The organism is Ensifer meliloti, from assembly GCF_030064585.1.
Classification (GTDB): domain Bacteria; phylum Pseudomonadota; class Alphaproteobacteria; order Rhizobiales; family Rhizobiaceae; genus Sinorhizobium; species Sinorhizobium meliloti.
In genome coordinates this window covers 2,558,128-2,570,418 of record NZ_CP120365.1, presented here as the reverse complement: position 1 = coordinate 2,570,418, position 12,291 = coordinate 2,558,128, and the positions used below count along the sequence as shown (strand labels likewise).

Genomic DNA, 12,291 nt, shown 5'->3' with positions numbered 1-12,291 from the left:
CGTCTGTTGCAGGCGCATCGAAAGCGCACCCAGCCTTATTCGTTATCCGTGTCTTCGTCTTCGAAGTTTTCGTTGGCGGCGCGCGCGGCCTTGGCTTTCTTGTCGGCCGTCAGCGCGTCGCGGATGAGCTCGTCCGTCAGGATCAGCCGCGCCTCCGAAAGCGCCGTGAACGGGATCGCGACTGCCGCCTCTTCGCCATAGGCGGGCTGATCGCGCTCGAGCCGGAAACCATCCTCGTCCACCGAAACGATCTTGCCGCGGAAGCGCTTGCGCCCGTCGACCATGACCGACGTCTCGCACTTCACAAGATGGCCCTGCCAGCGGATGAAGTCGGACCTGCGCACCATGGGGCGATCGATGCCCGGGGACGACACTTCGAGATGATACGCCTTGTCGATCGGATCTTCCACATCGAGAACCGGCGAGATCGCCTTGGAGACCTCCTCGCAATCCTCGACGGTCATGGTGCCGTCGTTGCGTTCGGTCATGACCTGCAGCGTCAGGCCGTTCTGACCGGACATACGCACGCGCACCAGGCGGAAACCCATATCCACGAGCACCGGCTCGATGATGTCGGCAACACGCCGGTCGAGGCCTGTTTCGGTAATCAGCCGGGGTTCATTCGTATTTTCAGCCGTTGTCGTGTCGGACAAACGATCCTCTCCTCGTCGGACCGGCTAATAAAAAAGAGCGGGTCCTCACGGCCCCACTCTTCATCTAACCGATCAAGAATTTGAGGCTCATATACGCTTCATCGCCGTAAATTGCAAGGGTCGCGCAGGCGCCGGGCCGGACCTTTCGGCCCGATCGCAAGTTTCAGCGTCTGGCGCATCGCATTTCGAGGTTTATAACGAAGCAATTCAGAATCAATCCACATGACGATCAACCGAAAGAGATCAGAGGTGACGAACCGCATATCGCCGTTGGCGCCCTTCAGGCACGACATCTTCCGCACCATCTGGATCGCGAGCCTTGCCTCCAATTTCGGCGGGCTGATCCAGGCCGTGGGTGCGGCCTGGCTCATGACGTCCATTTCGCAATCGGTGAACATGGTGGCGCTGGTGCAGGCGTCGACCTCGCTGCCGATCATGCTCTTCTCGCTGGTTTCCGGCGCACTTGCCGACAATTTCGACCGGCGGCGGATCATGCTCGTCGCGCAGAGCTTCATGCTCGCCGTCTCGGCGCTGCTCACCGTCTGCGCCTATTACGGTATCGTTACGCCGTGGCTCCTGCTCATCTTCACCTTTCTTCTCGGCTGCGGCACGGCTCTCAACAACCCGTCCTGGCAGGCCTCGGTCGGCGACATGGTTCCGCGCGACGACCTGCCGGCAGCGGTGGCGCTGAACAGCATGGGATTCAATCTTACCCGCAGCGTCGGTCCGGCGATCGGCGGCGCCATCGTCGCGGCCGCGGGTGCGGCGGCCGCCTTCGCCGCCAATACGCTCAGCTATTTCGCGATCCTTTTCGCGCTCGCCCGATGGAAACCGGTCGCTCCGGAAAACCGGCTGCCGCGCGAGACGCTCGGGCGCGCCGTTTCTGCAGGGCTGCGCTACGTGGCGATGTCGCCCAATATCGGCAAGGTGCTCGTGCGCGGCTTCGCCTTCGGCCTTTCGGCGAGCGCCATACTTGCACTGCTGCCGCTGGTGGCACGCGACCTCGTCGGCGGCGGCCCGCTCACCTATGGCGTCATGCTCGGCGCCTTCGGCGTCGGCGCGATCGGCGGCGCGCTCCTGAGCGCAAGACTAAGGGAATTCCTCACGAGCGAGGCGATCGTGCGCTATGCCTTCGCCGGCTTCGCCTTCAGCGCCCTGGTCACGGCCATCAGCTCGCAGGCCTGGCTGACCTGCCTCGTGCTCGCCGTTTCCGGCGCCTGCTGGGTGCTGGCGCTGTCGCTCTTCAACACGACGGTGCAGCTCTCCACGCCGCGCTGGGTCGTCGGCCGGGCGCTTTCGCTCTACCAGACCATGACCTTCGGCGGGATTGCCGGCGGCAGCTGGCTCTGGGGCGTCACTGCCGAACAATACGGCGCGGCCAACGCACTCATCGGCTCCTGTCTTCTGATGCTCGCGGGGGCGGCAATCGGACTGCGCTTCGCCCTGCCGGAGTTCAAGTCGCTCAATCTCGACCCGCTCAACCGCTTCAACGAGCCGCTGCTCGAGCTCGACCTGAAACCGCGCAGCGGCCCCATCGTCGTCATGATCGACTACGAAATCGCCGATGAAGACATCCCCGAATTCCTGAAGACGATGGCGGAGCGGCGGCGCATCCGCATCCGCGACGGAGCCGGCCACTGGGCGCTGATGCGCGACCTCGAGAACCCGACCACCTGGACCGAGACCTACCACGTGCCGACCTGGGTCGAATATGTCCGCCACAATCAGCGGCGCACCCAGGCCGATGCCGCCGTCGGCGACAAGCTGACCGCATTCCATCGCGGCCCGAACCCGCCGCGTGTCCATCGCATGATCGAGCGCCAGACGATCGTCCCGGACCATTACGAGCGCTACAAGCGGTCCGTCGAGATGCATTGAGACCGAGGGGCGTGATCGCTCCCTGGAAATCTCCCCTCCCCAACCCCTCCCCACAACTACGGCATGCACATATCTCTTGTTGTCCAGCCCCTCGCGGACTTACTCCGGAGTGGCGGCATCTGTATTTCCAGCAGTGGCGAGGCTTGCGGATGGGTCCTCGGGATCAAACTCGTATGCGCTGACATTGGCATTATCGGTCACCCGCCCCTCATCCGCCTGCCGGCACCTTGCATAAGAAATGTTGTAAAGGATTCGGTATGCCTTTGGCCGGGCGGCCGCCCGGCCAAAGGCGCCGACCGTCGGATCGCCGGCACCAGAACCTTTGGGGGTTACGGAGAAGCAGGATCGCGGTCGGTTCCTCATCGTGGCCCGAATGGTTGCTGGAACAACCTGGTTCGTATGCAAGGCAGGGACGACAAGGATGACCGAGATTAGCATGAAAGCGGCCGGTATTGATACCGGGAAGATATGGCTTGATGTCGCCACCTACCCGGTGAGCGACAAACAGAAAGTGCCCAACAACGCCGACGGCTGGCAGACTCTGGCTGACTGGCTCGAGCGGCAGGGGATCGGACGGGTCGGGATCGAAGCGTCCGGCGGATATGAGCGCGACGTGATTGCGTATCTGCATCAGAGAGGCTTTGAGGTCGTCCTGCTGCAGCCGCGGCAAGTGCGCGCTTTCGGCCTCTATAAGCTGCGCCGAGCCAAGAACGACCAGCTCGACGCCGCGCTGATCGCCGAGTGCGCTGCCCGTTCGGATGCCCGATGCCATGCGCCGGATAGCCGGCTGATCGCGTTTGGCGAATGGCTGCTGTTCATCGAGCAGATCGAAGCCGATATAGCCTGCCTCAAGACCCGCGAGCGTTTCACCGACAGGCGGATCCTCGAGAAGATCGATCGTTCCATCGGTGAGCTCAAGAGCCGTTGCAAAGCCCAGCTCGCGCTGTTGCAGGCCGCTGTCCGCGAGCATGACGATCTCGCCCGGAAGCTTGATCTGATCGAAAGCATCGACGGCATCGGCATCCGTACGGCACTCACCCTGGTCATTCTGATGCCCGAACTCGGCAGGGTCGACCGTGAGGAGATCGCCGCGCTGACCGGCGTGGCGCCTTATGACGACCAGAGCGGCAAGCGTGAAGGCGAGCGCCATATCGCCGGCGGACGGGCGCGCGTCCGCAGGGCCCTGTTCAATGCCGCCTTACCGGCGTCGCAGCGCTGGAACGAGACGCTGGTTGAGCTCTACGGCCGTCTCACCGCAAAAGGCAAATCCCACAAAGCGGCGCTCATCGCCTGCGTCCGCAAACTCATCATCTTCGCCAACACCGTCGTCAAGCGCCAAACCCCATGGACGAAAAGCGCGCCACAACAAAATTCTTGCGCTTAGTCTAATGGTTGCGCTTCTCCCCGCAGGCGGGGAGAAGGGACAAGCGGCGCCAACTGAACCCCGCATTCACCGCCCGCCCGAGGGAGCGAGCGGGCGCGGCATATCGCTTCTCCCCGCCTGCGGGGAGAAGGTGGCGGCAGCCGGTTGAGGGGCAACCCCGACCGAGCGGGGTTGAGGCGGTTGGGTCCCCGAGGGTCCCTTTCATGAGCAGTATCCGCCGCACCGGCGCGCAAGAGATATGTGCATGCCGTAGCTCCCCACAAGAGGGAGGGGCTTCCGATGCCGCGCTCACGCCATTCACAACTCAACGATCACGGGAACCCAGATGCCGCGAATGGCGTATCTGGGGCAAGCCCCTCCCCCTTGTGGGGAGGGGTTGGGGAGGGGCAATCGGTTCGATCGAAAAAGGCAGAGCCGCCCCATCCGCAACGTCACTCACCGCAGCTTTGCTTTCAGCGAAACATCCGGAAAGCAGGTCGGCTCGAGGCCGCTCTTCGCCTGCCAGTCGCCGAGCGAGCGGCGCGTCTTATAGCCCGGCAGCCCGTCGGCCTTGCCGACGTCGTAGCCTTTCGCGACCAGCGCCTTCTGCATGCCGAGCACATCGGATCGCAGCATGCCGCCGACGTCGCCCCATCTGCCGCGGAAGGCACCGCCGCCGGAAGCGATGCGATCGGCTAGATTGCCGATGTAAAGCGCGTAGAGATCGGAATTGTTGTATTCCTTGATCACGTAGAAATTCGGCGTGACGATGAATTGCGGTCCATGGGTCCCCGCCGGGACGAGCATCATGCCTGCGGCGGCACGTTCTGCTGCCGGGAAGGCCTTGCCCGAAATACGGCCGATCCCCATGCCGGCCCATTCGGCGATCGGGCGGGCAAGATCCGGGCCCTCCTGGGCGCAGGAGACGCCCGAGGGGATCGCGACCTCGAAACCCCAGTCGCGCCCGCTCTGCCAGCCCTTCTGCGCCAGATAATTGGCAATCGAAGCGAGGCTGTCCGGCACGGAATTCCAGATGTCGCGGCGTCCGTCCCCGTCGAAATCGACCGCATATTTCAGAAAGCTCGAAGGCAGGAACTGCGGCTGGCCCATGGCACCCGCCCAGGAGCCGCGCATCTGCGCCTCCTTGACGTCACCGCTGTCGAGAATGTGCAGCGCCGCGATCAGTTCGCGCCGGAAAAGCTCCGGCCGGGTCGACATGAAAGCCTTGGTCGCCAGCACATCCATGATCGGATGCGGGATCTTCGCCCGACCGAAGCCGGATTCCTTGCCCCATATGGCAAGGACGATCTGACCGGGAACACCATAGGTCCGCTCGATCCGCTTCAAGGTCGAGGCGTGGGCGGAGGCGAGGCTGCGGCCCGTCGCAGCAAGACCCTGCAGGCGCTTTTCCGAGAAATAGGACCCGGGAGAGGAAAACTCGGCCTGGCTCTGCTTGCGCTGCTTCGGTTTCGGGAAGCCGGGCGGCGCGAGGTCGGGCAGATCCCAGTCGAGCCTGACGCCCTTGAAGGCTGCTTCGAAGGCCGCGTTCGATATGCCGGCCTTCTTCGCCTCCGGCCAGAGATCGTTTCGAAGCCACTGCCGGAACTGCGTTTCGACGTCGGCCTTGGAAGCGGCGAAGGAGAAGGTGGCGAAAGACAGGCAGGCCAGGAGCAGAACGGAAAGGAATCTCAGCATCTCTTTTCCTTGAAACTGAAGCTGCGGAGGCGAATGCTCAAATCACCGTTCTCGCCCTAAGCGCGGCGGCCAGCGTTCCCTCGTCGAGATAGTCGAGCTCGCCGCCGACGGGCACGCCATGGGCGAGGCGCGTGATCCTCACCTCCATGCCTTCGAGTTGATCGGTGATGTAGTGCGCCGTCGTCTGGCCCTCGACGGTCGCGTTGACGGCGATGATCAGCTCGCGCACGCCACCCTTGGCGACGCGGTCGATGAGGCCCCTTATGTTCAGATCCTCAGGCCCGATGCCGTCGAGCGGCGACAGCGTGCCGCCGAGCACGTGATAGGCGGCATTCATGGCGCCGGCGCGCTCCAGCGCCCAAAGATCGGCGACGTCCTCGACCACGATGATCACCGCCTGGTCGCGCCGTTCGTCGGTGCAGACCGTGCAGGGGTCGATGGTGTCGACATTGCCGCAGCAGGAGCAGATCTTGACCTTGCGATGGGCTTCGCCCATAGCCTCGGCAAGGGGGCCGAGCAACTGCTCCTTCTTCTTGACGAGATGCAGCGCCGCGCGGCGGGCGGAACGGGGCCCGAGGCCCGGGACTTTCGCCAGGAGCTGGATGAGTTTCTCGATTTCCGGACCGGTGACTCGCTTTGCCATGCCCGGCTTTTAGACCAACCGTCTATCGCCGCCAATCGGAATCGTAGCGCTTCAGCGGGTGGCGATAGCCACCGCCGCGCCGGCCATCGTGCCCGCACTGGCACGGTTGACGATCCTGACTGCACGGCGGCTCTTGAGAAACTGCCGTGCCTTTGCGGCCATCAGCACCCAGGCGAGATCGATGACGACGAGGACGACGAACATGGTGGCGACCAGCTCGGCCCAGCCGAAGAGGCCGACCGAGCCGAGATCGATGATCGAGGGCAGCAGCGCCACATAGAACATCATGATCTTGGGATTGCCGAGCGTAACCGTCAGCCCGGCGAAGAACATCTTCGATGCCGATCGCGACTCCGGCAGGCTTTCGCCCGGCATTTGCGGCTCAGCCGACCACATCTTCCAGGCGAGGAAGAGGAGATAGGCGACGCCCGCCCATTTGATTGCGACGAACATCCAGTGGAACGTCTCGGCGATCGCCGCGAGACCGGCAACCGCAAAGGAAAGCCATATCGCCTCGCCGATCCACATGGCCGAGAGGAAAGGCAAGACGTCGCGCGCGCCCTTGGACAGCACCCGGGCGACAAGCGCGGCAATGCTCGGCCCCGGCGACCCGGCGGCAATCAGCAGCGCCCCGGCAAAGACGAGCAGCGATGCGACGGTCATGTCATTCCCTCCTCCGGATAACGGTCCGCAAGATAGCACGCATCCCGGCTGGCGCCAGCCTCTGCGGGCCGAGGATCAGAACGGCAGCTTCATGCCCGGAGGAATCGGCAGCCCGGCCGTCAGTTCGCGGGTCTTTTCCGCCTGCACCGCCTCGGCCTTGTCCTTGGCATCCTTATGGGCCGCGACGATCAGGTCTTCGAGGATCTCGACATCGTCTTCCTTGAAGAGCGAGGGATCGACCTTCAGGCTCTTCATGTGGCCCTTGCCGTCGAGACGGACGGTGACGAGCCCGCCGCCGGAGGTGCCGTCGATTTCGAGCGCGGCGATCTCCGCCTGCATCTTCTCCATCTTGGCCTGCATTTCCTTGACCTTGCCCATCATGCCCATGATGTCGCGCATCGTCGTCTCCTGTTCTCTGGTATTCTTTGTCCCTATGCACTTCCGGACGGAAAACCGTTACACATTTTTCCTGGAAATGCTCTGAAGCGCCGCGTCCGTGCGACGCGGCTACTCGATGTCGTCGCCCGGGACGATGTCGCCGTCCTCGGTTTCGGCCGCGGCCGGAGCGAGGCTCTCGAGCTCCTCTTCCGCCGCGCGGATGCGCACGTCGGTGATCCTAGCCCCGGGAAAGCGCGCAAGAATGGCAGCGACGTCCGGGTCCTGGCGCGCATCGTTGACGCGCTGCTCCTGCGCGCGCTGCTCTGCCTCGACAAGGGTCGGCTCGCCCTGCTCCCGACTGTAGCTCACGACCCAATGGATACCCGTCCATTCCTTGAGCTTGACAGCGAGTTCGTTCAGCAGCGTCTTCGGTGCGTCGTCGGGCAGATTGACGTCGAGCCGGCCGGGTTCGATATGCACGAGCCTCAGGAAACCGCGCACCATCGTCTTCAGCTTGATGTCGCGATTCTTGGCGCAGAGATCAGCGATGTCGCCGATGGAATTGACGGGAACCTTCGGTTCGGGCTTCGCAGCGGCGCTCGCGACCGTGCGCTCTTCGATGCGGCCGACACTGATCGGCTGGGGCGGCGCGGAGCTCGGCACGGCGCGCAGCATGGTCGCGCCATTACCGCTTGGACGCGAGACTGCCGTCTCCACGGCGCGAGCCTCGACGGGGGTGCCTGCAGGCGCCTGCGCACCGCCGCCGCCACCACCGCCGTTCGGGGCCGGGCGACCGCCGCCTTCGCCGCCCGAAAGATCGAGAAGCCGCCGCGCGGCCTCTTCCGGCGAAGGCAGATGGGCGGCATGGGCGAGCCTGATCAGCACCATCTCGGCAGCACCTGCGGGGCGCGCCGAGCTCTCCGCCTCGGGAATGCCCTTGAGCAACATCTGCCAGACGCGCGAAAGCGTCGTCACGGCAACGCTGCCGGCGAATTCGGCCCCGCGCGTGCGCTCGATCTCGCTCAGCGACTGGTCGTTGACCGCGTCCGGCACATATTTCAGCCTTGTCACGAGGTGGGTGAAGTCGGCAAGGTCGGTGAGGACCACGGTCGGATTGGCGCCGGCTTCGTATTGCGCGGCGAACTCGTCGAGCGCGCCGGCGACATCGCCCTTGATGACATGCTCGAACAGGTCGACGATCCGCGCCCGATCGGCAAGGCCGAGCATCGAGCGCACGGTTTCGATCTCGACCGAACCGCCGCCATGGGCGATCGCCTGATCGAGCAGCGACAGGCCGTCGCGCGCCGAGCCTTCCGCTGCCCGCGCCACCATCGCCAGCGCCTCCGGATCGAAGGGCACGCCCTCCTTGCCGAGAATGGTGGAGAAGAGGCCGACCAGATCGGAAGCGCTGATGCGCCGGAGATCGAAGCGCTGGCAGCGCGACAGGACGGTAATCGGAACCTTGCGGATTTCGGTCGTGGCGAAAATGAACTTCACATGCTCCGGCGGCTCTTCGAGCGTCTTCAGCAGGCCATTGAAGGCCTGCGTCGAGAGCATGTGCACTTCGTCGATGATATAGACCTTGTAGCGCGCGGAGACCGGCCGATAGCGTACCTGCTCGATGATCTCGCGGATATCGTCGATCCCGGTATGCGAGGCGGCGTCCATCTCGATCACGTCGACATGGCGGCCGTCCATGATCGCCTGGCAATGTTCGCCGGGGACGCGCAGGTCGATGGTGGGCTTGTCGATCTCGGCGGTCTTGTAGTTCAGCGCCCGTGCCAGGATACGCGCCGTCGTCGTCTTGCCGACGCCGCGAACGCCGGTCAGCATGTAGGCCTGGGCGATGCGGCCGGTTTCGAAGGCGTTGGTGAGCGTGCGCACCATCGGCTCCTGGCCGACCATCAGGTCGGAGAAGTCCTTGGGGCGGTATTTGCGCGCCAGAACACGGTAGGCGGCCGGTTTCTCGACGGGTAAAATCGGGGATGAAGTGGGCGCTTCGTCGCTCATCGACCCTGCCGCTGTTCGAACTCTTGCCCCGACAGGGACAAAGAAAGTGGTGCCCCGACAGGGACGAAGAAGGTGGTGTCCCGACAGGACGGAGAAGGTGGGAGGCTGGCACGATGACCCGTGCCGGGGCTCGTTAGGGCTGCTTCCTTCCGGACCTGACCCGGTTGGCGAGTGGCTCGTCCACCACCAACCTCCCGGCTTTCATATCGGCAATATCCGCAGCAAATGCAAGCCAAGCCTTCAAAAAACTGGTATCGATATGCAAAACAAAGCGAATCCGTTTGATGCCGAGGAGAATTTCTTGACGACCTTCACGCTTGACGAGCGACTTGAGCGCGACGGCATCCCGATCGGCACGCTCGGGCTGTGCCAGGTGCGGCTGATGAACGATCGGCGCTGGCCTTGGCTGATCCTCGTACCCCAGCGCGCCGACATAAAGGAGGTCTTCGAACTGACTCCGCTCGACCAGGCGATGCTGACCTTCGAGACCAATCTGGTGGCGGCGGGCCTGAAGAAGGCGACCGGCGCCGAAAAGATCAATATCGGCGCGCTCGGCAACATCGTCCGGCAGCTTCACGTGCATGTCATCGCCCGCCGCGAAGGCGATCCGAACTGGCCGGGCCCGGTCTGGGGCTTCGGCAAGGCCGAGCCGTGGCCGGAGGAGGAGCATAGGACATTCGCAGCACGCATCATGGAAAATCTCTGAGCATGACGAAAACGATCTTCGATCTTCACAGCCCGCACCCCGAGCCGAGCACGCTCGTCGCCTTCGCGGAGAACCACCTGGATCGCAAGTCCGAGCATCGTCCCGACGATTGCATCGAGGCGGCGCTCAAGCATCCCGGCGCGCATTTCCTGGCTTTCGCCGGGGCGAAGCTGATCGTCAAGCACGACGAGAAGATCATCGATCCGCTTTTCGCGCCCTATGAACTGGCGGGGCTCGAGCCGACCATGGACGATGCGGTCCTGCTCGGCTTTCTGCCGAACGGCGAGCCGCGTCTTGCCGTGCCTTCGGGGCTGACGGAGGAGACGGTGCCGGAGCCCTTCAAGATCGCCGATGCCCGCATGCTCTATCGCCAGCAGATGCTGCCGGAGAACCTGCTGGGACAGTTTGCGCAAGCGTCGAGCCTGATCGTCTGGAACGCCGGCAACCGGTTCTGCGGCCGCTGCGGCGGCCCGATGGACGGTGCGGCCGGCGGCTACAGGCGCATCTGTACGGCCTGCGGGCACATGGTCTTCCCGCGTACCGATCCGGTCGTCATCATGCTGACGATCGATATCGAGCGCGATCAATGCCTGCTCGGCCGCAGCCCGCATTTTACGCCGGGCATGTATTCCTGCCTCGCCGGTTTCGTCGAACCGGGCGAGACGATCGAAAATGCGGTGCGGCGGGAAACGCTGGAGGAGTCCGGCATCCGGATCGGGCGCGTGCGCTATCATGCGTCGCAGCCCTGGCCGCTTCCCCATTCGCTGATGATCGGCTGCTATGCGGAAGCGAAGTCGACCGCCATCAAGCGCGACGAACAGGAACTGGAAGACGTCCGCTGGTTCACGCGGGCGGAAACCGAGGCGATGCTGGAGCGTGCCACGGGCGTCGCCGACACCGGAGACGAGCACATTCCGCCGCCGAAGGGCGCCATTGCGCACCAGCTCATGCGCGACTGGCTCGCCTGGCCCGAGCGCAGCTGAGGGTTCGTATCGCCAAAACAGGCTTGAACGCCCGTAAGCAACCGTGCGTATAAAACGCTCACACCCCCGCACGGAGGCGGGGTGTGGAAGACTTCGGATGTCGCGCGGTCAAATGCGGCGCGCGGTCATCCCGGTATTAGCGGCCGTAAACGGCAGCCTGAATCTGGGAACGGGAAATACCGATATCGCTCAGGGCGTGATCGTCGAGGGCGTTCAGCTCGCGGACCGCACGGCGCATCTTTACGTATTCCGTAATCTTCTGACGGATTTTCATCTTTTTAGCTCCTTCTTTGTACGAGAGCTAAATAGGCATTTGCCCAAGATTTAAGTAGTTCCATGATTGCAAATTAGGCATGCACTGGACGCGTAGCCGGTTAACGAGTTTTGCCATTTTCTTGTGCCGCCCCGAAGGTGGCGTGGGTCGGTCGAAACCGCACCGCGTGGTCAGAGCACGCCGCGCATCGGATGCGCCGGATAGGTGCCGAGGATGCGCACATTTTCCGAGAAGAAGCGCAGCTCGTCCATCGCGTGGCGCACGCCTATATCGTCCGGATGCCCCTCGATGTCCGCATAGAACTGGGTCGCCACGAACTTGCCGCCGAGCTGGTAGCTCTCGAGCTTGGTCATGTTGATGCCGTTCGTCGCGAAACCGCCCATCGCCTTGTAGAGCGCCGCCGGGATATTGCGCACGTTGAAGACGAAGGTCGTGATGATCAGTTCGTCCTTCGAGGTGCGGGCGACCCTGCTCTCCTCTCTGGACAGCACGACGAAGCGCGTTACGTTGCTGTTGGTATCCTCGACGTTCTCGGCAATGATGTCGAGGCCGTAGAGGTCGGCGGCAAGGCGCGGAGCAAGCGCCGCCATCGAGCGGTCGCCCACTTCCTTGACGAGCTTGGCGGCGCCGGCCGTATCGCCCGCGACCACCGGCTTCCACCCGTTGGCACGCACGATCTTGCGGCACTGGCCGAGCGCGTGGATATGGCTGTGCACGGTGCGGATTTCCTCGCGCCCGACGCCGGGCAGCACCATCAGCTGGAAGCGAATCGGCATGAAATATTCGCCGACGATATGCAGGCGCGATTCCGGCAGGAGGTGATGGATGTCGGCGACGCGTCCGGCAATCGTGTTCTCGATCGGGATCATGGCGAGATCGGCCTCGCCGTTTTCCACCGCCAGGAAAGCGTCCTCGAAGGTCTGGCACGGCAGCGGTTCCATCGACGGGAACATGTCGCGGCAGGCCATGTCGGAATTGGCGCCGTAGTCGCCCTGGAATGAAATCCGGTTGGTCTTGGCGGTCACTTTGGTCCCCTTGCTGTCGG

12 protein-coding genes and 1 other RNA gene are annotated in these 12,291 nt (G+C 63.7%); 4 read left to right on the top strand and 9 right to left on the bottom strand.

Annotated features, from left to right (window positions below):
• Nucleotides 1-35 precede the first annotated feature (35 nt).
• A complete protein-coding gene (gene rimP, locus PZL22_RS19240; protein ID WP_003534362.1) occupies nt 36-653 on the bottom strand; it encodes a ribosome maturation factor RimP in 618 nt (205 codons plus the stop codon).
• Nucleotides 654-875: 222 nt separating this feature from the next.
• Here rimP and PZL22_RS19235 point away from each other — a divergent pair, with 222 nt between their 5' ends.
• Both PZL22_RS19235 and PZL22_RS19230 read left to right on the top strand, forming a co-directional pair.
• Nucleotides 876-2,531 carry an MFS transporter gene (locus tag PZL22_RS19235; protein WP_003534361.1) on the top strand — a complete coding sequence of 552 codons (1,656 nt, stop codon included), beginning with the start codon at nt 876-878 and terminating at the stop codon, nt 2,529-2,531.
• 421 nt (nt 2,532-2,952) lie between these two features.
• Nucleotides 2,953-3,915 carry an IS110 family transposase gene (locus tag PZL22_RS19230; RefSeq protein WP_284718538.1) on the top strand — a complete coding sequence of 321 codons (963 nt, stop codon included), beginning with the start codon at nt 2,953-2,955 and terminating at the stop codon, nt 3,913-3,915.
• Between the two features lie 435 nt (nt 3,916-4,350).
• Here the strand turns inward: PZL22_RS19230 and PZL22_RS19225 are convergent, their stop codons facing one another.
• The 6 genes from PZL22_RS19225 to ffs form a co-directional block, all read right to left on the bottom strand.
• The gene (locus tag PZL22_RS19225; protein ID WP_003533407.1) at nt 4,351-5,589 is read right to left on the bottom strand and encodes a lytic murein transglycosylase; all 1,239 of its coding nucleotides are present in this window, start codon (nt 5,587-5,589) and stop codon (nt 4,351-4,353) included.
• A 37-nt stretch (nt 5,590-5,626) separates the two neighbouring features.
• On the bottom strand, nt 5,627-6,232 hold the full coding sequence (recR, locus tag PZL22_RS19220; RefSeq protein WP_003533410.1) for a recombination mediator RecR: 606 nt from the start codon (nt 6,230-6,232) through the stop codon (nt 5,627-5,629).
• 51 nt (nt 6,233-6,283) lie between these two features.
• Nucleotides 6,284-6,895, bottom strand: a complete 612-nt coding sequence (locus tag PZL22_RS19215; RefSeq protein ID WP_003533411.1) for a LysE family translocator — start codon at nt 6,893-6,895, stop codon at nt 6,284-6,286.
• A 75-nt stretch (nt 6,896-6,970) separates the two neighbouring features.
• Nucleotides 6,971-7,294 carry a YbaB/EbfC family nucleoid-associated protein gene (locus PZL22_RS19210; protein ID WP_003533413.1) on the bottom strand — a complete coding sequence of 108 codons (324 nt, stop codon included), beginning with the start codon at nt 7,292-7,294 and terminating at the stop codon, nt 6,971-6,973.
• 108 nt (nt 7,295-7,402) lie between these two features.
• A complete protein-coding gene (locus tag PZL22_RS19205; RefSeq protein ID WP_003533414.1) occupies nt 7,403-9,283 on the bottom strand; it encodes a DNA polymerase III subunit gamma/tau in 1,881 nt (626 codons plus the stop codon).
• A 97-nt stretch (nt 9,284-9,380) separates the two neighbouring features.
• Nucleotides 9,381-9,478: signal recognition particle sRNA small type (gene ffs, locus PZL22_RS19200), an RNA gene on the bottom strand.
• Between the two features lie 64 nt (nt 9,479-9,542).
• Here ffs and PZL22_RS19195 point away from each other — a divergent pair.
• Both PZL22_RS19195 and nudC read left to right on the top strand, forming a co-directional pair.
• Nucleotides 9,543-9,989 carry an HIT domain-containing protein gene (locus PZL22_RS19195; RefSeq protein WP_003533416.1) on the top strand — a complete coding sequence of 149 codons (447 nt, stop codon included), beginning with the start codon at nt 9,543-9,545 and terminating at the stop codon, nt 9,987-9,989.
• 2 nt (nt 9,990-9,991) lie between these two features.
• Nucleotides 9,992-10,972 carry an NAD(+) diphosphatase gene (nudC, locus tag PZL22_RS19190; protein WP_284718537.1) on the top strand — a complete coding sequence of 327 codons (981 nt, stop codon included), beginning with the start codon at nt 9,992-9,994 and terminating at the stop codon, nt 10,970-10,972.
• A gap of 136 nt (nt 10,973-11,108) precedes the next feature.
• Here nudC and PZL22_RS19185 read toward each other — a convergent pair whose 3' ends face one another.
• Both PZL22_RS19185 and PZL22_RS19180 read right to left on the bottom strand, forming a co-directional pair.
• A complete protein-coding gene (locus tag PZL22_RS19185) occupies nt 11,109-11,246 on the bottom strand; it encodes a DUF1127 domain-containing protein (RefSeq protein WP_003533421.1) in 138 nt (45 codons plus the stop codon).
• A 170-nt stretch (nt 11,247-11,416) separates the two neighbouring features.
• A complete protein-coding gene (locus PZL22_RS19180; protein ID WP_284718536.1) occupies nt 11,417-12,271 on the bottom strand; it encodes a prephenate dehydratase in 855 nt (284 codons plus the stop codon).
• Nucleotides 12,272-12,291 lie beyond the last annotated feature (20 nt).

Coding starts and splice junctions, on each gene's coding strand:
- PZL22_RS19235 (WP_003534361.1), top strand. CDS start 876: ATGACGATCAACCGAAAGAGATCAGAGGTGACGAACCGCATATCGCCG.
- PZL22_RS19230 (WP_284718538.1), top strand. CDS start 2,953: ATGACCGAGATTAGCATGAAAGCGGCCGGTATTGATACCGGGAAGATA.
- PZL22_RS19225 (WP_003533407.1), bottom strand. CDS start 5,589: ATGCTGAGATTCCTTTCCGTTCTGCTCCTGGCCTGCCTGTCTTTCGCC.
- recR (WP_003533410.1), bottom strand. CDS start 6,232: ATGGCAAAGCGAGTCACCGGTCCGGAAATCGAGAAACTCATCCAGCTC.
- PZL22_RS19215 (WP_003533411.1), bottom strand. CDS start 6,895: ATGACCGTCGCATCGCTGCTCGTCTTTGCCGGGGCGCTGCTGATTGCC.
- PZL22_RS19210 (WP_003533413.1), bottom strand. CDS start 7,294: ATGCGCGACATCATGGGCATGATGGGCAAGGTCAAGGAAATGCAGGCC.
- PZL22_RS19205 (WP_003533414.1), bottom strand. CDS start 9,283: ATGAGCGACGAAGCGCCCACTTCATCCCCGATTTTACCCGTCGAGAAA.
- PZL22_RS19195 (WP_003533416.1), top strand. CDS start 9,543: ATGCAAAACAAAGCGAATCCGTTTGATGCCGAGGAGAATTTCTTGACG.
- nudC (WP_284718537.1), top strand. CDS start 9,992: ATGACGAAAACGATCTTCGATCTTCACAGCCCGCACCCCGAGCCGAGC.
- PZL22_RS19185 (WP_003533421.1), bottom strand. CDS start 11,246: ATGAAAATCCGTCAGAAGATTACGGAATACGTAAAGATGCGCCGTGCG.